Origin of the sequence: Caulobacter endophyticus, assembly GCF_003116815.1 — a bacterium.
In the GTDB taxonomy this organism is placed as follows: domain Bacteria; phylum Pseudomonadota; class Alphaproteobacteria; order Caulobacterales; family Caulobacteraceae; genus Caulobacter; species Caulobacter endophyticus.
Window position 1 is genome coordinate 15,314 of sequence record NZ_QDKQ01000014.1, and the last position, 18,250, is coordinate 33,563.

General features: G+C 68.9%; 21 protein-coding genes and 1 other RNA gene. 8 read left to right on the forward strand and 14 right to left on the reverse strand.

Going from position 1 to position 18,250, the window contains the following annotated elements; genetic code table 11:
- Nucleotides 1-73: 73 nt before the first annotated feature.
- Genes DDF67_RS02065 through DDF67_RS02075 form a run of 3 tightly spaced genes read left to right on the forward strand, consistent with a single transcriptional unit; the run spans nucleotide 74 to nucleotide 2,464 of the window.
- Nucleotides 74-1,525 (forward strand): NCS1 family nucleobase:cation symporter-1, encoded by a 1,452-nt coding sequence (locus tag DDF67_RS02065; RefSeq protein WP_109099308.1) that lies wholly within the window; start codon nucleotides 74-76, stop codon nucleotides 1,523-1,525.
- Between the two features lie 52 nt (nucleotides 1,526-1,577).
- On the forward strand, nucleotides 1,578-1,916 hold the full coding sequence (locus DDF67_RS02070) for a GIY-YIG nuclease family protein (protein ID WP_109099309.1): 339 nt from the start codon (nucleotides 1,578-1,580) through the stop codon (nucleotides 1,914-1,916).
- Complete coding sequence (locus DDF67_RS02075) at nucleotides 1,913-2,464, forward strand: DUF2239 family protein (protein ID WP_109099310.1); 552 nt, start codon at nucleotides 1,913-1,915, stop codon at nucleotides 2,462-2,464. The genes DDF67_RS02070 and DDF67_RS02075 overlap by 4 nt, the downstream gene beginning before the upstream one ends.
- A 132-nt stretch (nucleotides 2,465-2,596) precedes the next feature.
- Here DDF67_RS02075 and DDF67_RS02080 read toward each other — a convergent pair whose 3' ends face one another.
- From DDF67_RS02080 to DDF67_RS02095, 4 genes are all read right to left on the reverse strand, one after another.
- On the reverse strand, nucleotides 2,597-3,613 hold the full coding sequence (locus DDF67_RS02080) for a ThuA domain-containing protein (protein WP_109099311.1): 1,017 nt from the start codon (nucleotides 3,611-3,613) through the stop codon (nucleotides 2,597-2,599).
- Between the two features lie 4 nt (nucleotides 3,614-3,617).
- The gene (locus tag DDF67_RS02085; protein WP_109099312.1) at nucleotides 3,618-4,016 is read right to left on the reverse strand and encodes a VOC family protein; all 399 of its coding nucleotides are present in this window, start codon (nucleotides 4,014-4,016) and stop codon (nucleotides 3,618-3,620) included.
- A gap of 27 nt (nucleotides 4,017-4,043) precedes the next feature.
- Nucleotides 4,044-4,874 carry a flagellin gene (locus DDF67_RS02090; RefSeq protein WP_109099313.1) on the reverse strand — a complete coding sequence of 277 codons (831 nt, stop codon included), beginning with the start codon at nucleotides 4,872-4,874 and terminating at the stop codon, nucleotides 4,044-4,046.
- A gap of 1,231 nt (nucleotides 4,875-6,105) precedes the next feature.
- Nucleotides 6,106-6,861, reverse strand: coding sequence for a tRNA1(Val) (adenine(37)-N6)-methyltransferase (locus DDF67_RS02095; protein ID WP_109099314.1), 756 nt, complete (start codon nucleotides 6,859-6,861; stop codon nucleotides 6,106-6,108).
- 104 nt (nucleotides 6,862-6,965) lie between these two features.
- Here DDF67_RS02095 and DDF67_RS02100 point away from each other — a divergent pair, with 104 nt between their 5' ends.
- From DDF67_RS02100 to DDF67_RS02110, 3 genes are all read left to right on the forward strand, one after another.
- Entirely contained in the window at nucleotides 6,966-7,976 is a 1,011-nt protein-coding gene (locus tag DDF67_RS02100; protein WP_199229120.1) for a polyprenyl synthetase family protein, read from the forward strand.
- Complete coding sequence (locus DDF67_RS02105; RefSeq protein WP_109099316.1) at nucleotides 7,976-8,500, forward strand: hypothetical protein; 525 nt, start codon at nucleotides 7,976-7,978, stop codon at nucleotides 8,498-8,500. Before DDF67_RS02100 ends, DDF67_RS02105 begins: the two co-directional genes overlap by 1 nt.
- Nucleotides 8,501-8,569: 69 nt before the next feature.
- On the forward strand, nucleotides 8,570-8,968 hold the full coding sequence (locus DDF67_RS02110) for a YccF domain-containing protein (RefSeq protein WP_109099317.1): 399 nt from the start codon (nucleotides 8,570-8,572) through the stop codon (nucleotides 8,966-8,968).
- Here DDF67_RS02110 and DDF67_RS02115 read toward each other — a convergent pair.
- The 3 genes from DDF67_RS02115 to fumC form a co-directional block, all read right to left on the reverse strand.
- Entirely contained in the window at nucleotides 8,965-9,267 is a 303-nt protein-coding gene (locus tag DDF67_RS02115; protein ID WP_109099318.1) for a CcdB family protein, read from the reverse strand. The two genes, DDF67_RS02110 and DDF67_RS02115, sit on opposite strands and share 4 nt — an antisense overlap.
- Complete coding sequence (locus DDF67_RS02120; RefSeq protein ID WP_109099319.1) at nucleotides 9,268-9,519, reverse strand: type II toxin-antitoxin system CcdA family antitoxin; 252 nt, start codon at nucleotides 9,517-9,519, stop codon at nucleotides 9,268-9,270.
- 72 nt (nucleotides 9,520-9,591) lie between these two features.
- Entirely contained in the window at nucleotides 9,592-10,983 is a 1,392-nt protein-coding gene (gene fumC, locus DDF67_RS02125; RefSeq protein ID WP_109099320.1) for a class II fumarate hydratase, read from the reverse strand.
- Nucleotides 10,984-11,119: 136 nt separating this feature from the next.
- On the opposite strand from fumC, the gene DDF67_RS02130 reads away from it, so the two are divergent.
- On the forward strand, nucleotides 11,120-12,274 hold the full coding sequence (locus DDF67_RS02130; protein ID WP_109099321.1) for an acyltransferase family protein: 1,155 nt from the start codon (nucleotides 11,120-11,122) through the stop codon (nucleotides 12,272-12,274).
- 62 nt (nucleotides 12,275-12,336) lie between these two features.
- The gene (locus DDF67_RS02135; RefSeq protein WP_109099322.1) at nucleotides 12,337-12,723 is read left to right on the forward strand and encodes a RusA family crossover junction endodeoxyribonuclease; all 387 of its coding nucleotides are present in this window, start codon (nucleotides 12,337-12,339) and stop codon (nucleotides 12,721-12,723) included.
- Here DDF67_RS02135 and DDF67_RS02140 read toward each other — a convergent pair.
- The 7 genes from DDF67_RS02140 to ssrA form a co-directional block, all read right to left on the reverse strand.
- Complete coding sequence (locus DDF67_RS02140; RefSeq protein WP_109099323.1) at nucleotides 12,685-13,077, reverse strand: hypothetical protein; 393 nt, start codon at nucleotides 13,075-13,077, stop codon at nucleotides 12,685-12,687. The two genes, DDF67_RS02135 and DDF67_RS02140, sit on opposite strands and share 39 nt — an antisense overlap.
- Before the next feature lie 55 nt (nucleotides 13,078-13,132).
- Nucleotides 13,133-14,944, reverse strand: a complete 1,812-nt coding sequence (locus DDF67_RS02145) for a serine hydrolase domain-containing protein (protein WP_456297799.1) — start codon at nucleotides 14,942-14,944, stop codon at nucleotides 13,133-13,135.
- A 415-nt stretch (nucleotides 14,945-15,359) separates the two neighbouring features.
- A complete protein-coding gene (locus DDF67_RS02150) occupies nucleotides 15,360-16,160 on the reverse strand; it encodes a C13 family peptidase (protein ID WP_109099324.1) in 801 nt (266 codons plus the stop codon).
- A 7-nt stretch (nucleotides 16,161-16,167) separates the two neighbouring features.
- Nucleotides 16,168-16,638, reverse strand: coding sequence for a PaaI family thioesterase (locus DDF67_RS02155; RefSeq protein ID WP_109099325.1), 471 nt, complete (start codon nucleotides 16,636-16,638; stop codon nucleotides 16,168-16,170).
- Nucleotides 16,639-16,641: 3 nt separating this feature from the next.
- Complete coding sequence (locus tag DDF67_RS02160) at nucleotides 16,642-17,121, reverse strand: SspB family protein (RefSeq protein WP_109099326.1); 480 nt, start codon at nucleotides 17,119-17,121, stop codon at nucleotides 16,642-16,644.
- Nucleotides 17,122-17,239: 118 nt separating this feature from the next.
- A complete protein-coding gene (locus tag DDF67_RS02165; protein ID WP_109099327.1) occupies nucleotides 17,240-17,719 on the reverse strand; it encodes a hypothetical protein in 480 nt (159 codons plus the stop codon).
- Between the two features lie 162 nt (nucleotides 17,720-17,881).
- Nucleotides 17,882-18,247: a transfer-messenger RNA gene (ssrA, locus tag DDF67_RS02170) on the reverse strand.
- Nucleotides 18,248-18,250 lie beyond the last annotated feature (3 nt).

Here is an 18,250-nt window from a genome sequence, read left to right on the forward strand (position 1 = left end):
ACGGCGATTTCCCAGGTGACGGCCTGACCGCGCCCGCGCATGCTCGCGCCTTGGGAGAAGCTCGGGGGAGCGCATGGCGGACGAGAGCAACACCCTCTGGAACGAGGACCTGGCGCCGACCACGGCGGCCCAGCGCACGTGGCGCGCGCGCCACTTCGCGGCCCTGTGGCTGGGCATGGTCATCGCCGTGCCCGCCTACATGCTGGCTGCGGGCCTGGTGGAGCAGGGGATGTCGGCCGGCCAGGCGGTCTGGGCCGTGCTGCTGGGCAATCTGATCGTGCTCGCGCCCATGCTGCTGATCGGCCATGCCGGCGCGCGTCACGGCGTGCCCTACGCGGTGCTGGCCCGCGCCTCGTTCGGCTGGCGCGGCGCGCGGCTGCCGGCGCTTGCCAGAGCGATCGTGGCCTGCGGCTGGTACGGCATCCAGACCTGGATCGGCGGCGGCGCGCTCTTGACCCTGCTGGGCGTCATGGTCGGCGCCAGGCTCGACGGCCCGCCCGTACCGCTGCTGGGCATCGGGGTCGGCCAGCTGCTGGCCTTCCTGGCCTTCTGGCTGATCCAGCTGGCCTTCGTCACCAAGGGGCTGGAGACCGTCCGCAAGCTCGAGACCTGGACCGCGCCGGTGAAGGTGGTCGTCTGTCTCGCGCTGGTCTGGTGGGCGCTGTCCAAGGCCGGCGGCCTGGGACCCATCCTGCACGAGCCTTCGGCCTACGATCCCGGCGGCGCCAAGGCCGGCCGCTTCTGGGCCGACTTCGGACCCGCCGTCACCGCCATGACCGGCTACTGGGCGACCCTGGCGCTGAACATTCCCGACTTCACGCGCTTCGCCCGCACCCAGAAGGACCAGATCCTGGGCCAGGCGCTGGGCCTGCCCGGACCCATGGCCCTGCTGGCGGCGATGAGCGTCGTCGTCACCTCGGCCACGGTGCTGATCTTCGGCAAGGCGATCTGGGACCCGGTGGCCCTGTCGGGCGACATCGGCGGCGTCGCGGTGCTGTTGGGCTTGGTGATCATCAGCCTCGACACCGTCTCGTGCAATATCGCCGCCAACCTGGTGGGGCCGGCCTATGACTTCGCCGCCCTCTGGCCCAGGCGCATCACCTACCGCATAGGCGGCTGGATCACGGCCGGCATCGGCGTGCTGATCATGCCGTGGAAGCTCTTGGAGAGCACCGCCGGCTACATCTTCGTCTGGCTCACGGGCTACGGCGCGCTGCTGGGGCCGATCGCGGGCATACTGATCGTCGACTACTGGATCCTGCGCCGCACCGTTCTGGACGTGCCCGCCCTCTACGACCGCGCCGGCGCCTACACCTATCGCGCGGGCTGGAACCCCGCGGCCCTGGTCGCCTTCGCCGTCGGGGTCGCGCCGAACCTGCCGGGCTTCCTGCACGCCGCCGCCCCGCATGCCTTCGCCAGCGTCGGTACGCCGTGGACGGTCATCTACCAGTACGCCTGGTTCGTCGGCGCGATCCTGGCTGGGACGCTGTATGGCCTGCTGATGCACGGAAAAAAACCCGGGTAATATTGACTTCATAATTTGCCCGGGTAAAAAGGCCGCCAACAAGGAGGCGGCCATGACCCCGCGCAAGGCGCTGCTACGCGCCTACAAGGAAGAGAAGCGAACGGCCGGCGTCTACGCCGTGCGCTGCGTCCGCACCGGCCAGGCCTTCGTCGGCGGGACCGACAACGTCGCCACCCGCAGGAACGGCGTCTGGTTCTCCTTGCGCCTCGGCTCGCATCCCAACGCCCGCCTGCAGGGCGCCTGGAACGCGCACGGCGAGACGGCCTTCGCCTTCGAGGTGCTGGAGACCATCGATGATGCGGGTCTGGAGCCGAAGGGCAGGGCGTTGCGCCTGGCCGACCGTCGCAAGCACTGGTGCGCAACGCTGAACGCGGTAGACCTCGTCCGATGACCTACGCCCTGTTCGAGACCGGTCGGCGCCTCGCCGCCGGCGACAAGCTCGCCGTCGCCCTGGCCGCCCAGGCGGTGGTGAACCAGCGCCCCGACGCGCCGATCCTGATCTTCGATCCCGACGGCCGGCAGGTGGACTTCGACCTGCGCGGAAGCCCCGAAGACCTCGCCGCGCGCCTGGCGCCCCCAGGAACCGTGGCCGAGCCCAAGGCCCCACGCGGCCGTGGCCGGCCCAAACTCGGCGTCGTCGCCCGTGAGGTCACCCTGCTGCCGCGCCACTGGGATTGGCTCGCCGCCCAGCCCGGCGGCGCCTCGGTCGCCCTGCGCAAGCTGGTCGAGACCGCCCGCCGCGAAGCCGAGGCCCCCGACCGCCAGCGCAGGGCCCGCGACGCGGCGTACCGCTTCGCCAGCGCCGCCGCCGGCGACGCGCCCGGTTTCGAGGCCGCCATGCGCGCGCTCTACGCCGGCGACCGGGAAGGGTTCGAGGCCGGGCTGGCGCAATGGCCGGCGGACGTGGCGGCGCATGCGCGGCTGCTTGCGGAATTCTAGGAACCTCCCCCTCTGGGGGAGGCGGCAGAAGGCCGGTGGGGGGAAGTTTTCGGCCGCCGATGTACTGGCCGATCCTGCACCAACTCCCCCCACCGATCGCTGCGCGATCGCCTCCCCCAGAGGGGGAGGTTCCTAGCGCCCCGTCTTCGCCCTGACCTCGGCGAGCAGCGGTCCATACGCCGCCTCGAACCTTGCCCGGTCCGCCTCCGGCTTGCCGGGATAGACCTCCCGCAGCGCCGCGATCCGAACCGCCACGTCCAGCAGCCAGGCCTCGTCTTTCACCCGCGCCGCCCGCGCCTCCACATCGCTCTCGCCGGCATAGGTCAGCAGCGCCCGCACCTGGTCGCGCGCCTGCTCGCGGGGATTGGGCGCATCCTCGCCCCGCGCTCGCCACGCCGTCCATCGCACCGCCCGTACGATCTGCTCGGCGAAGCGCGGATCGACCCAGGTCGCCTCGTTGTGCCCAAGGTTGGTGAAGAACAGTCGCCCATTGCCCACCGAGCGCACCCAGCTGACCGGCACGGCATAGGGCCGCTTCAGCGGCGTGCCCGAAAAGTCGAGGCTCTGGATCACCCGCACGGCCGCCGGGTCGAAGCGCTTGTACTGGTAGATCTCCTCGACCAGGTCGACGCTGTGTCCCCACGGCGCGGCCAGCGGGTGATTGTCGAGCGTCTTGACCTGGACTTTCTGGTCCTCGGTCCACGGATGGCCGGCGAACTGGCCATTGATGAAGGTCGTGTAGTCGAGGCCCGGCCCCTCGTAGGCCCAGGCCGTGTCGGCGGCGCTGTGCAGGCCCAGGAACCCCAGCTTGCCGGCTGCGAACCGTTGCTGCACCGCGGCCCAGGCCTGCGGCGAGAGCGGCAGGGCGCCGGTGGTGTAGAACACCAGCACGTCCACGGTCGCCAGTCGCTCCGGCGTGATCTCGCGGGCGTCCTGGGTGACCTCGGCCGTGAAGGCGCCGCTGGCCTTGCCGATGGCGATCATCGCCGCCTCCGAAGGCGCGAAGCCTTCGGCGGGCCGCGTCACCGGCCGATGTCGCCAGCCGACCGACTGGTCGAGATAGAGCACCCGGATCGGCGTCTCCGCAGCGTTCGCCGCGCCCGCCGCCAGGGAGAAGACGATTGCGACGAGGGCCAGCAGGGCGCGCACGGGCTCAGGCCTTGCCGCCGCGCGGCTGCAGCAGGTCCCAGCGGTTGCCGTACAGGTCCTCGAACACGGCTACGCTGCCATAGGCCTCGTGGCGCGGCTCTTCGAGGAAGTTCACTCCCGCCGCGCTCAGCCGGACATGGTCGCCGTCGAAGTCGTCGGTGTGCAGGAAAAGCCAGACCCGGCCGCCGCCCTGGCCGCCGATCATCGCCGCCTGCCGCTCGTCGGCCGCCTTGGCCAGCAGGAACCGCGAGCCGCCCGGGCCCGGCGAGACCACCACCCAGCGCTTGCCCGCGCCCAGTTCGCTGTCTTCGACCAGGTCGAAACCCATCTTGCCGACATAGAAGGCCAGGGCCTCGTCATAGTCGCGAACGAGCAGGGACAGGAGGGCGAGATGCTGGGCCATGGCGACTCACGCGTGGGGAAAGGGGTCTCAACCCCCGAACAGCTTGAGGATATAGCTCGGCGCGGCGTTGGCGATAGACAGCGACTTGATGGCCAGTTGCTGCTTGACCTGCAAGGCCTGCAGGCGCGTGGCCTCCTGGGCCATGTCGGCGTCGATCAGCCGGCCGACCGAGGCCTCCAGGGTGTCCTGCAGCTTGTTGATGAAGGTCAGGTGGCCGTCCAGCATGTTGGACCCGGTGCCCAGCCGCGACAGGGCCGAGGTGACGTTCTGCATCGCCGTGTCCATCGCCTTGATGTCGGTCGAGGAGGGGGCGGTCAGCAGGTCGGCGCGCATGCCGGCCAGGGCCGCGCCGCCGGTCGACAGGTCCACGTGGTCGACGTCGATGGTCGAGTCGGCCTTGGCGTTGGCCAGGGCGCGGATGTTGCCGGTGTTGCCGGCCGAGATCAGGTTGACGCCGTTGAAGCTGGCGTTCTCGACCGCGCGGTCGATCTGCTTGCGCAGCGAGACGTAGTCGTCGTTCAGCAGCTTGCGGCTGGCGGTGGTCAGGCTGGGGTCCGACGCGGCCAGCATCTTCTGCTTCATCTGGTCGAGCAGGTCGGTGACCGTGTCGCCGGCCGCCAGGGCCACGTCCACCGTCGACTGGCCGCGCTGCAGCGAGGCGCGCACGGCATCCAGCGACTTGGCCTCCGACGCCTGCATCTTGGCGGTGGCCCAGACGGCGGGATTGTCCTTGGGGGAGGAGATCTTCAGGCCGGTGGCGATACGGCGCAGCGTCGTCGCGAGGTCACGGTTGATCGTGCCCAGCGACTGCAGGGCGATCATCGCCCCGACGTTCGTGTTGATGCTGTTCTGCGGCATCGACCCGTTGTTCCCGGTGCGGCCTTCTGGCCAAGGGCGCGTTTTGCGTCCGCGCCCACCGTTGCACGTGTTGCGTTAGCGAAGCGTTAGTGGACGCGTAAAAGGCGCTGCGGCGGCCGGTGCTCGCTCATAGGGGGAGAGGTGGGCGGCGCACGAGACCCTCACCCTGAAGGGGGAGGCAGCCCGAAGGGCCGGAGGGGGAAGTCGCTGCTGAAGCACGCCGCCTCCGCCCTCTGCCAGTATAACCTCGCCTCCCTCGCCCTTGTGGCGAGGGTCCATGCCTGCCGCTGCTCAGACGGAGCAGACCTCGAAAGGTCTGAGCAGGCTGAACCATGGATCCTCGCCACAAGGGCGAGGAAGGCGGGAAATTGAGTTGAGCTCCGAGAGGCTATCCCCCACCCGTAAAATCCCCGCGAAAGCGGGGACCCAGGCTTTTTCTGAAACGCGGGGTGCTCGACGATAAAACACCTGGGTCCCCGCTTTCGCGGGGATTTTACGGAAGAGAGTCCAGAGAGGCTCAAAGGGGATAGAGCAGCGTGGATCCCCGGCGTTCAGCGAAAAGTCCTGAACCAATCCAACGCCCTACAACTTTCTCATCCAATTCCATCAGACGCGCTCAGCCCTGAGCCATAATCAAACCGTCCCCGCCATGGGGAGGGCTCTTGGTACCGGCCCAAGCGTGGCGAGGACCGCATCGAGCGGGGCCGCTGGAAGCGTCGTGGGAAGGCGGGTTTGCAGGATCGCTCACGAGGCGTGATTGGGCCGCCAAGCCGTCCACGACGTAACGAGCGGGTCGACAGGGCCGGGATCGTCAAACCGGCCTAACAGGATCAGCCGAGGCCGCGCCGGATCACCGCGGGGCTATTGGTCCTGCCCGTCCGGGGGAAAGGCTGGCCCTTGGGTTGAAACATCACCCGCGCCTCTGGCCCCTCCGAGACAAATGATGCGGCGGAGCGGTCGACGAAGCCGAAACGCTAAACAAACACACGGTCTCCGGGCTCCGCCCGGCCGCTCCGCGCCTCCCCGAACTAACGCGCCATCGCGCGGGAGACTGCGAAGCCGCGCCCAAAGATCCTCCCCCTGAAGGGGGAGGTGGCCCGAAGGGCCGGAGGGGGAAGTTCCTGATGCGCTCAGCACATCCCCGACGCCGCAATCCCTTCCCCCTCAGTCGCTCCGCGACAGCTCCCCCTTCAGGGGGAGCATCTTGTTCAGGGGGAGCATCTTGGCGCCTTCACCATCCCAGCGCCGCTTCCCCCCGCAGGATCGCCTCGGCCTGCGCCGAATGCTTTCCCCCGCCGCGGTCGTGCATCACCAGGGCCGGCAGCAGGACCAGCGGCGCCTTGCCCGTCTTCACCGCCCGCACCAGCACGCGCTTGGCCGGCGCATCGGCGAAGGGCTGCACCGGGCGGATGCGGAACGAGCCGGCCTTGGGCGCCAGCAGGCTAAGAATATCGGCCAGGCGGTCGGCGCGGTGGATCAGGGTGATCGTCCCTCCCTCGCGCACGGCCTTGAGGGCGAAGGCGGTCCAGGCGGCCAGACCGTCGTCAGCCATCCAGGCGCCGGTCTTTTCCCGGGCCGGGGCGCGCAGCGCTTTCGGGTCGTCGAAGAACGGGGGATTGCTCATCATCGCGTCGAAGACCGGCAGGGCCAGCGCCCGGAAGCCGGCGGCCACGTCGCCCTCGATGATCTCCACCCGATCGGCCAGCCCGTTCAGCGCCGCGTTCTCCCGCGCCAGGGCCGCGGCGGCGGAATCGCGCTCCAGTCCGACGAATCGTACGGATGGACGACGGGTCGCGGCGGCCAGCAGGGCCGCGCCGACGCCGCATCCGGCCTCGACGACGCGGTCTCCATCGGCCGCGTCGCAGGCCGCCGCCAGCAGGGCCGCATCGAGCCCGGCCCGGTATCCGGCGGCCGATTGGCGAAGCTTGACGCGGCCGTCGAGGACGCGGTCTTCGGTGACGGAGGGAACTGAGGTGGGGTCGGACAACGTTTCGGGCCTTGTGCTCGCCTTGACCCTGACCTATCCCGCCACCATTGTCGCTCGCAACGCCCATGGCGCTACGAGCGGCGTCGCCTGAGGAGTATATGGTCTTGGACGCAGCTGCAGCGACCCTCGCCCGTCAGCCGGGATCGGTGGATCGTCTCGTGCGCCTGGCCGCCGCCGACATGGGCGGCGTCGACCGCCTGATCACCGATCGCATGCAAAGCGACGTCCCGGTGATCCCGGCCCTGGCCGAGCACCTGATCGCCGCCGGCGGCAAGCGCCTGCGCCCGCTGCTGACCGTGGCCGCCGCGCGCCTGGCCGGGTCTGACAACGACCATTGCCTGAAGCTGGCCGCCGCCGTCGAGTTCATCCACACCGCCACCCTGCTGCACGACGACGTGGTCGATGGCAGTCAGCTGCGTCGCGGCAAGGTCGCCGCCCACCTGATCTGGGGCGCGGCGCAAAGCGTGCTGGTCGGCGACTTCCTGTTCGCCCGCGCCTTCGAGCTGATGGTCGAGACCGACTCGATGCGCGCCCTGCAGATCCTGGCCCAGGCCAGCCGCGTGATCGCCGAGGGCGAGGTCCTGCAGCTGATGCGCAGCCACGACCTCAACCTGTCGCAGGCGGTCTATCTCGAGATCATCGCGGCCAAGACCGCCGAGCTGTTCGCCGCCGCCGCCGAGGCCGGCGCCGTGTCGGCCGGCGTCGACGCCGATAAGTCCAAGGCCCTGCGCGACTACGGCATGAGCCTGGGCCTGGCCTTCCAGCTGGCCGATGACGCCCTCGACTACGGCGGCGCCACCGAGACCCTCGGCAAGAACGCCGGCGACGACTTCCGCGAAGGCAAGGCGACCTTGCCGCTGCTGCTGGCCATCGCCCGCTCTGGTCCCCGCGAGGCCGAGTTCTGGGAGCGCGCCATCGGCCGCCGCGAGCAGACCGAGGCCGACTTCCGCCGCGCCCGCGAGCTGATCATCGGCACCGGGGCGCTGGACGCCACGCTCGACCTGGCCGCCGAGTACGCCGACAAGGCCAAGGCCGCCCTGGCGGTGTTCCCGGCCAATGACTGGCGCGAAAGCCTCGAAAGCCTCGCCGACTTCGCGGTCAGCCGCCGGGCCTGATGGCGAAGGGCTACAACCCGTCCGGTGATCCCCATGGCGTCGGTCGTCATCGCGGCGCCCACGCCGCCGGCGAGGCGGCCGGCAAGGTGATCGGCGGCGGTGTCGGGGTGCTGGTCGGCCTGGCCCTGATCCTCCTGTTCTTCGGCCCGCTGCTGTGGGCGCCGCTGCTGGCCGGCTTCGGCGCGGCCCGCCTCGCGCCCGGAACCTGGCAGCCCTGGCTGGCCGGCTTCGCGGCCGCCGCTCTGGCGGTCTTCGTCCAGTTCCTGCTGCTGGTGCAGAAAAGCCCGGTGCTGCGCTATCCGGTCGTCGCCGTGTTCTCGATCGCCTGGGTCGGCGGCCTGTGGCTGGAGCTCACCTCGCCTCCGCACGACTGGCTGACCACGGCTCCGGCCTGGCATGCGCCCGGCCCGTGGAGCTGGGCCCTGATCGGCCTGGGCGTCGTCGTCTATGCGGGCCTCTACCTCCTGGCCCTGTCGCGCTTCGGCAAGGGACGCTGGGCCAGGCGCTGGCAACTTCTGCGGTGAATTCGCCGTAAGCAAGCTCGACAACCCGAAGACGACTTCCCAAGTCTTCGGCGAGACGAAAGGACCGCGATGATCCGCTTCATCCTCAACCTGCTCTGGTTTGTCCTCGGCGGCTGGCTGTCGGGCCTGCTGTGGCTGCTGGGCGGCCTGCTGCTGGCCATCACCATCGTCGGCCTGCCCTATGCCGGCGCGGCCTGGCGCATCGCCGGCTTCGCCTTCTGGCCGTTCGGCAAGGAGATCGTCAGCCGCGAGATCGTCACGGGTCGCAGCGACATCGGCACGGGTCCGCTGGGCTTCCTGCTGAACCTGATCTGGTTCGTGCTGGGCGGCTGGTACATCGCGCTCAGCCACCTGCTGATCGCGGTGGCCGAGGCCATCAGCATCATCGGCATCCCGTTCGCCATCAAGGACCTGCAACTGGCCTACATCGCCCTGGCCCCGATCGGCCGCACGGTGGTTCGCCGCTAGAACCCGGTGAACAGCCGGTCCAGGGCGCGGCGTATCGCGTCCTCGTGGGCGGCGAGGGAGGCGATGCGCTGTCGAAGCGCCGCCGACCGAACCGCGGACAGGCCTGGAACCTGGATCGTCATGAGTTCGCCATCGATGGTCACTGGCACTTCCAGACCCGGTATTCCGTCGCCTCGGCGTACTGGTGCGACAACGATCTGGGGAAGGTCGCCGAGCAGGTGAGATGAAAGGACGACGACATAGGGCGCTGCGGAGCGCATCTGAGAGGCAGGATTTTCGAACAGGTCGAACTGCCGCACTCACCAGGTTCGCATATAGTCGGACAGCAAGCCATGCTCCTCGACGAAAGCGTTATGGGCCTTGATCGCCTCGGCGTTCTCTTCCGCCCACCGCCTGGCGCGTTCCTCGGCGCCGGCGGGATCGACCTTCTGGAGGTGCAGGCGAAGTTGCCGCTCGCTCATGCCGGCGACCGAAATCCCTAGCCGCCGCGCCTGCGCCAGCAGTTCCGGATCTATGTTCTCTGCCGAGATGTCGAGTTCGGGCTTGCCCATGGAATATAGCCTAGCACGAAAAAGGGGTCGCCGAAGCGACCCCTTCATCATCTCAAGGAGGTCGGACGAGCCTCAGCCCGGCGAGACCATCTTTTCCGGGCGGACGTACTGGTCGAACTCTTCGTTCGTCAGGTAGCCGCCGCCGACGGCCTCCTCGCGCAGGGTCGTGCCGTTCTTGTGGGCGGTCTTGGCGATCTTGGCGCAGATGTCGTAGCCCAGGCGGCCGTTCAGGGCCGTGACCAGCATCAGCGAGTTCTCGACGCCCTTCTGGATGTTGTCGACGCGCGGCTCGATGCCCACGACGCAGTTGTCGGTGAAGCTGATCGCCGCGTCGGCCAGCAGGCGAACCGACTGCAGGAAGTTATAGGCCATCACCGGGTTGAAGACGTTCAGCTCGAAGTGGCCTTGCGAACCGGCGAAGGTCAGGGCGGCGTGGTTGCCGAACACCTGCACGCAGACCTGGGTCAGGGCTTCACATTGCGTCGGGTTGACCTTGCCCGGCATGATCGACGAGCCCGGCTCGTTTTCCGGCAGCGCCAGTTCGCCCAGGCCCGCGCGCGGGCCCGAGCCCAGGAAGCGGATGTCGTTGGCGATCTTGAACAGCGAGGCGGCGACCGTGTTGATCGCGCCGTGGCTGAACACCATGGCGTCGTGGGCGGCCAGGGCCTCGAACTTGTTCGGGGCGGTGGTGAAGGGCAGGCCGGTGATGGCGGCGATGGCTTCGGCCACGCCTTCGGCGAAGCCGATCGGGGCGTTCAGGCCGGTGCCGACGGCGGTGCCGCCCTGGGCCAGTTGCATCAGCTTGGGTAGGGTCTGCTCGATGCGCTCGATGCCGTTCTCGACCTGCTGGGCGTAGCCGCCGAACTCCTGGCCAAGCGTCAGCGGGGTGGCGTCCTGGGTGTGGGTGCGGCCGATCTTGATAATGTCGGCCCAGGCGTCGGACTTGGCCTTCAGCGAGGCGTGCAGGTGCTTCAGGGCCGGCAGCAGGTCGGAGACGATCTGCTCGGCGCAGGCCACGTGCATCGCCGTCGGATAGGTGTCGTTCGACGACTGGCTCATGTTGACGTGGTCGTTCGGGTGGACGGGCTTCTTGGTGCCCATCTCGCCGCCCAGGATTTCGATCGCGCGGTTCGAGATGACCTCGTTGGCGTTCATGTTCGACTGGGTGCCCGAGCCGGTCTGCCAGACGACCAGCGGGAAGTGGTCGTTCAGCTTGCCTTCGATCACTTCGTTGGCGGCCTGGACGATGGCGTCCTTCAGGGCCGCGTCCAGCTTGCCGAGCTTGTTGTTGGTCTCGGCGGCGGCGCGCTTGACGATGCCCAGGGCCCGGACGACCGGCAGCGGCTGCTTTTCCCAGCCGATCTTGAAGTTGCCGAGGCTGCGCTGGGCTTGCGCGCCCCAATAGCGGTCGGCGGCGACTTCGATGGGGCCGAAGGTGTCGGTCTCGGTGCGCGTGGCGGTCATGCGGGTCTCCCGGAAAACGGTCGACGGGGGTCTAGACCCTGAGGGCCGCCAGGGCAACGCTCCCGAGGCCGGTTGACAGCCGGCGCGGGCGTGCGAACCCTCCGCGCCCAGAAAAAGTGTTCGGGGGAAAGCGTTCATGGCGTCGAACAAGGGCGGCGGTCGGATCGTCGCGCTGGATCTGCTGCGCGGTCTGGCCGTGGCCGGGATGATCGTGGTGGTCAGTCCAGGATCCTGGAGCCAGGTCTACGCCCCGCTGGCCCATGCGGCCTGGCACGGCTGGACGTCGGCCGACCTTGTCTTCCCGACCTTCCTGTTCTGCGTCGGCATGGCGATTGGCCTGTCGGTTCCGCGCCTGACGCCGGGCGATCGCGCCTCGGCCAGCTTCTGGATCAAGGTCGCGCGCCGCACGGCGTTGCTGATCCTGCTGGGCCTGTTGCTCAACGCCTTGCCGAAATTCGATTTCGCCCATCTCCGCCTACCGGGCATCCTGCAGCGCATCGGCCTCTGCTACGCGCTCGGCGTGGCGATCTGCGTGCTGGCCGCGCCGCGCGCCGGCAGCCGGCTGAAGTTCAGTTTCGTCGCCGTCGGCGTGGCGGCGCTGGCCTTGCTGGCCATCTACTGGGCGCTGCTGGCCTTCGTGCCGGTTCCGGGTTTCGGGGCCGGGCGACTCGACTCCCACGGATCGCTGCCGGCTTTCATCGATCGGGCGGTGATCACCATCCCGCACATCTGGAAGCACGGCACGACGCCCGGCGTCGGCGTGACCTACGATCCGGAGGGCCTGCTTTCGACCCTGCCGGCGGTCGTCAACGTGCTGATCGGCGCCATCGCCGCGGCCCTGCTGGCGAGGGGCGGGGTCAGCCGCTTCACCCTGGCGCTGCTGGCGGCCGCGCTGATCGCCGGGGGACTGCTGCTCGATGGGGTCATGCCGATCAACAAGTCGATCTGGACGCCCAGCTTCGCCCTGCTCAGCAGCGGCCTGTCGATGACGGCCCTGTTCGTGCTCGATCTGCTGGCCGGCGTGAGAGCCGCGCTGAAGCTGGCCGCGCCGCTGACCATCTTCGGCGGCAACGCCATCCTGGCCTTCATCCTGTCGCAGCTGCTCGGGATCTTCGGCTCGATGCGGCTGCTGCCGGGCGGCCATTCGGCCCAGGGCCTGACCTACGACCTGGCTCTGCGCGTGATTCCCGATCCCAAGGCCGCGTCCCTGGCCTGCGCCCTGGCGGTGCTGGCCCTCATTCTGGCGATCCTGATCCCGTTGCATCGACGCGGGATCCATTTGCGCCTCTAGGGCCGGGGCGCGTAGACAGCGCTCGGACGCCCGCCGCGCTGGCGGGTCCGGAGGCCTCGCGCTTGAACGACGACTGGACGCATCATGGCAAGGTCCGCGCCCGCGAGGCCGGCGGCGAACTGACCATCGTGGTCGACGGCCTGACCACCCAGGCCAAGTACTACAAGCCGCTGATCTACGAGTTCTTCCGCAAGAGCTGGCGCGGTTCGCGGCCGGCCTGGGGTGAGTTCTCGGTCGAGATCGGCATGGAGTTCGTCGGCGAACCGCCGTGGCTGGACCTCGACAACCTGGCCAAGGCGCTGCTCGACGCCATCAAGGGCTATGCCTTCCATGACGACGCCCAGGTCGCCCGGCTGCTGGTCGAGCGGCGCCCGGGCGAGCGCGAGCGGATCGTGATCGTGGTGCGAAAGCTAGAGTCGCGCTTTCTGCGGGGAACGCTCGAAGACTGACGCGCCGACCGAGATGTAGAGCACGACCAGGAAGGCCAGATAGCGGCCAAGGCTCGAAGGCTCCGCGCCGGGGGCCAGGGGAACGAGGCCCAGCAGGATCAGGTTGGCGGCCGCGACGCCCGGAAGGGCGAAGGCCATGGCCGGATACAGGCGTCGGCCGCGCGGAATGCACAACAGGCGCGCCACGGCCTGGAAGGCGAAGGTGACGAGCGCCGCGGCCAGGAAGGCGTTGAGGGCGTAGAACCAGAAGGCCCGTTCGATCAGTTCGGCGCCGAAGGCGCCGTAGAACAGCGTCGCCGCAAGCCAGGCCCCCAGGCCCGTTGCCGCCAGGATACAGACGTTCCGTTTCGACACGCGCGAACTCCCCCATCGTCGCCACGATGGGGGAGCGTGCACGGCTCGTGCCGGATCAGGTGTTCCAGAACTCGAGGAAGCCCCAGGCGGCCAGCACGAGGGCGAAGCCGACAAAGATCAGGTTGGTCACCGTGAAAGACAGCTTGCGCAGGTCGTTCCAGCTGTCGACGCGCCGGCCGCCGCGCCAGATGACCGGCGCCATGGCCAACGTCGCCACGGTAAGAACGGTGGCGATGAAGGCGCAGGCCGAGGCCGTCAGCAGCCAGCCGCTGGGCCAGCCGAAGACCACGGCGGCCACGTCGCCCGAGCCTACAGCGAAGGCGGCGACGCAGGCCATGGCCGTCAGCCAAAGCACCGCCTGGGTGGTCTGCAGCAGGCTGGCGCGGGCCTGGCTGATGGTCTGACGGGTGTCGCGGCGGCTGCGCACGAAAACGCCGGCCAGGGTGGCGATCGAGGCCAGGGCGGCCAGCAGGGTCATGCATGCAAGAACGCCCTGCTTGAACATCGGGCCGACCCGCTCGTAAGCGGCGACGCCCGAGGGGGCGAAGAAGCGCACCGGCGCGCCGTCCTGGCGCTGGAAAACCAGCATATCGGCGCCGTCGGCGGCCTTGAAGACGTCCTCGCGGTCGGTGGGAACCCACAGGCGCGTCTGGCCGTCGGTGGTGATGGCCAGGCCTCCTTGGGCGCTGGCGCGGACCTTGGCGATGCCGATCAGGCGGTTCACGAAGCCCTCCAGGCCGCCATAGGCGCGACGGTCGGTCAGGTAGTCGCCTTCATAGGGCGCGGCCGTCTCGGCCGTCAGGGGCATGAAGGCCGGCACGGCGCGGGCCGGGGCGTAGAAGCGCTCGACGATGGCCGAGGGCAGGGCGGCTGGCAGGCTCTGGCCGGTGTCGGTGTTGACGGAGACGAAGACGCCGAGTCCCAGGTCGGGCGCGATCACCATGTTGGAGTGGAACCACAGGGTCGCGCCGGCATGGCCAAAGCCGCGGCGGTTGCCGGGCAGTGCGATGTCCTGGAAGCCGCTATTGAGGCCGGCGGCCCCGGCCGCGGGCCGATAGCTGGGCGTACGGAAGGCCTGGGCTGCGCGGGCCGAGAACACGGTGCGGCCGTCGATCGTCCCGCCGTTCAGCAACAGCGTCATGTAGCGGGCCATGTCGGCGGCGGTGCTTGAGGCCGAGCCTGCGGGCGCGATCTGGCCGATGAACTCCACCGGCTGGGCCTGCAGGCCAAGCGGCGTCCAGCGATAGCCTTCGGCCATGTCGGCGGCCAGGGCCGGCGCCATCGGGGCGGGCAGGTCGTCGCGCCAGGCGCGGGGCTCGCGGAAGGTGGTGCGGGTCAGGCCGGCGGGCACAATGACGCGCTCGGCGATCAGGTCCTCGAACGGCTTGGCGCCGGTATTGGCAAGCGCCGCGCCGACCAGGGCGACGCCGTAGTTCGAGTAGGCCGGCAGCACGCCCGGCTCGCGCACGCGGTTGGGGCGCTCCTGGCGCAGATAGACGTCCAGCGGCCGGATGCGACGCTCGTCGCGCTCGAACAGTTGGCCAAGGGCCCGGTCCTCGAAACCCGGGGTGTGATTGTAGAGGTCGCGCACCCGCACAGGGTTCTTCTTGCCCTGGTCGCGGACCTGCAGCTTCTCGGGCAGGTAGACGTTGATCGGCGTGTCGGGGCGGATGCGGCCGGCGTCGATCTCGTTCTGCAGGGCGATCCAGGTGAAGGTCTTGGAGATCGAGCCGATGCGGAACAGCGTGCGGTCCGGATCGACCCGGCGGCCGCCCGACAGGCTGGCGACGCCGTAACCCTTCTTCAGCACGACCTGGCCGTTCTGGACGACGGAAACGGTGACGCCGGCGATGTGGTCGGCGGCCATCGAGCGGCGCACGAAGCCGTCGACGAAGGCTTCGAGTTCAGGGGCGGGCAGGGGGGTGACGCCGGGCAGGGCAGGAACGACGGGTTGCGTCGCGGCAGGCGCGGCGGCCGGCAGGGGCGGACGCGCGGCGCGGACGGGCGGCGTGGTCCTTGGAACGGTTGTCGCGGCGGCGGGCGCCAGCGCACGTGGCGCGGTCGGTATCGAGGCCGTCGGCGCCGTGCTTTGGCTTGTGGCGCTACCCGCGCCGGCCAGCCAGATCCCAACGACCGCCGCGCACCGCGCGACCTTGGACGACAAACGCGACGTCACGTATCCCACCTCGCCGATAGAGCCCCTCAAGGCCTTCTTAGGCCAATTCGCGCGGCGAGGGACACCGGCGCCGGGAAGAAAACTGCCGCTGCGTCAGCTCAGCTGTTCAGTTTCCAGCCGGCGACGGCTGGGCGGCCGGCGTGGGCGCCGGTTTTCGGGCCTTGGCGAAGGCGTAGAGCGGCAGCAGAGGGCGCAGCTCGGGACCGATCCACATCTGCGGCTCTGATGGCGGGGTCATGCCGGTGTCGACTTCCTTGCGGGCCACGCAGGCCTGCACGGCGCGGCCGAGGGCGGCGAAGTCGCGGGCCTGGCCGATCTCGCTGAGGAAGCAGTCGTCGAAATAGGGATAGCGGTCGCTCTCGCCGCAGCCGAACGAGGTGCGGTCTGGGCGAGCGGCCGTAAGGATCATGCGGTCGTCGCGCTCCAGGGCGGGCACGAACACGCCCGAGAAGCAGGCCGAGATCACGACGATCGAGGGGCGGCCCGGGCAGGCGTCGTCGACCATGGCCGCCAGGCGCTGGGGACGCAGGATCTTCTCGCCCATCACCACGCCTTCGGGTGCGCCGTGCGAGGTGATGTAGACGAAGCACCCCGCCGGAGAGGCCTCGGCCGCCGAGGCGAGGCCTGCCTGGATGGACTTGGCGTCGGACGGCGAAAGGCCTTGCGATCGATAGCGCTTGGGCCTTGTCGAGAACTGGGCGGGGGCGGGGAAGCCGAGCGCCGTCAGGCTCTTGGAGACGTCGCGGCGGGCGTTGTCGAAGGCTTCGGTGGAGCCGCCGGAATGGGCGCGGAAGTCGCCGGCCACGACCACCGCCGCCCAGCGTTCGAACGGACCCTCGGCATGAGCGGGCGCGATGGCCAGGCAGGCCAGCAGCAGACCGATGAGAACGCCCGCCATCCGGGTCATGACGCGCCTATTTCTTGAACTTGGCGAAGGGCGTCGGCAGGGCCGTGCCCGTCGACGTGGCCAGCAGCCACCCCTCGGCGTCGTAGAGTTCGCCCTCCATGAAGCAGACCGTGCGGCCCCATTTCACCACGCGGCCGACGCCGCGCAGCGGGCCGGGCATGGCCGGCCGCAGGAAGCTGGTCTTCATCTCCAGGGTAGGGACGACGTGGGTCATGCCCGAGGTGATCAGGCCGGCGACCGACATGCATTCGTCGAGCATGGCGCAGACGAAGCCGCCCTGGATCTGGCCCATCGGATTGGCCAGCAGGTCGGCGCGGGCGTCGAAGGCGATCTCGATCCGCCGTTCGGCTTGGCTGACGGCGGTCAGGCGAAAGCCCAGCGTCGAGGCGCTGGGCGGAATGTTCCTGCTGGCGTGAAAACGCGCGAGGATCGCCTCGTCGGTTAGGGTCTGCTGCTCCTCCGAGGCGATGTCGCTCAAGGCCTACTTCTTCCGGAACTGGTCGAGAGAGATGATCTTGGGGGCTTCGTCGCCGTCGGCCGGCGGCGGTGTCGGTTCAGGCTCGGGCTCCACCGGGGCGGGCTCGATCTCAGGCGCTTCGAACTGCAGGGCGAACTGCACCGACGGATCATAGAAACGGGTCACGGCCGCATAGGGGATCGACAGGCGCTTGGGCTGGCCGCCGAACTTCAGCGTCACCGAGAAGAAGGTCTCGCCCGGCGCCAGGTCCCAGTACTGGTGTTGAAGGATGATGGTCATCTCGTCGGGATACTTGCCCAGCAGGTCCTGCGGGGCCGAGACGCCGGCGGCCTGGGTCTTGAAGGTGATGTAGAGGTGGTGCGGCTCGGGCAGGCCGCCGGGCGCGGCGGCTTTCTTCAGCGCGGCCTTCACGACGCCACGCAGGGCGTCCTGGGCCATGGCCTCGTACTGCATCAGGTCTTCGGTCGGAGGAGTGCGGGCCATGGGTCTTCGATTAAGCAAAAACGACAATCCAGCCGTCAGCGTAACCTGTCGCGGGCCTGCGGCAAAGGCGCCCGTATACGGTAGCGGCGTACAAATTTTCGGTGGGCGGAACTCGGGTTCAACTGCCGACCGGTTCCTGCGTGCCGAGCCAGACGAACTCGCTGACGGGCAGATGCGTCTTGCAAGTGCTGCAGAAGGTCGTGCGGTAGATTTTCGGCGCGCGAGCGAAGGTCTCGGCGATCGCCAGGGCCATCGAGGTGTTCTTGCCGCAGGTGAGGTGGGTGTAGGTTCGGCGCACCGGGCGGACAAAGCCCTTGGCCCGCTCCTCGGCCGGCAGCACGGCGTAACCCTTCTGCTCGCCCGTGACCGGATCGATCAGCCGATACTGCTCGGGCAGGCGTTCGCCCGGCTTCAGGGGAATGAGGTTCGTCTCGGGCTCTGGGCCTGAGCGCACGGTTGGTCCGACAGCGATGGGCGGTGGAACCTGGGCCGGCTGTTCGGTCGCCATGCGGGCGAAGGCGCTGGCGGTCGTCGGCAAGGCGGCTCCCGCGACCAGCAAAGCGCGGCGGCTTATCGCGCTCGAGGCGATGGTTTTCATGATTGGCGTTCCCCCTGGGCGCAATGTCGCGTGACGTGCGCTCCCGTGTCGAGCACGGCTTGCAATTGAGTGGGGGTGTTTGGGGAAAGTGGAGGGATTCTGTTGCCAGGCTCCCCCATTCCACCTCTGGAAGAGAGGAGGGAGCCGTCCACATTTCTGGAAAGTGGAGGGATTCTGTTGCCAGGCTCCCTCCGGGCCCCGCCTAGGGATCTGAACCCCTAGGACTTAAGAGGCGAATTCACCTGCACCGCATTACGCAGCGACGGCGAACTCTTCAGCGAAGTTATCGTTCGCATTTAGTTTAAAGGCCCGAAACGGTGGGCCAAGCCGAGAGAAAGCAGACACCTTTACACGTCTGTCGATGCTGATCGGCCCCATGCAGTCCCGTGATAACTCGGGAGAGATTTGGTGGAGCCGCCGGGAATCGCACCCGGGTCCAGTCCGCTTATTACGTGCGCGTTTATCCCCATAGTTCGGCCGAAGCCGGACAATCCCAATATAGGGCTTCACGTCGTGGGATGGAAGGGGCGC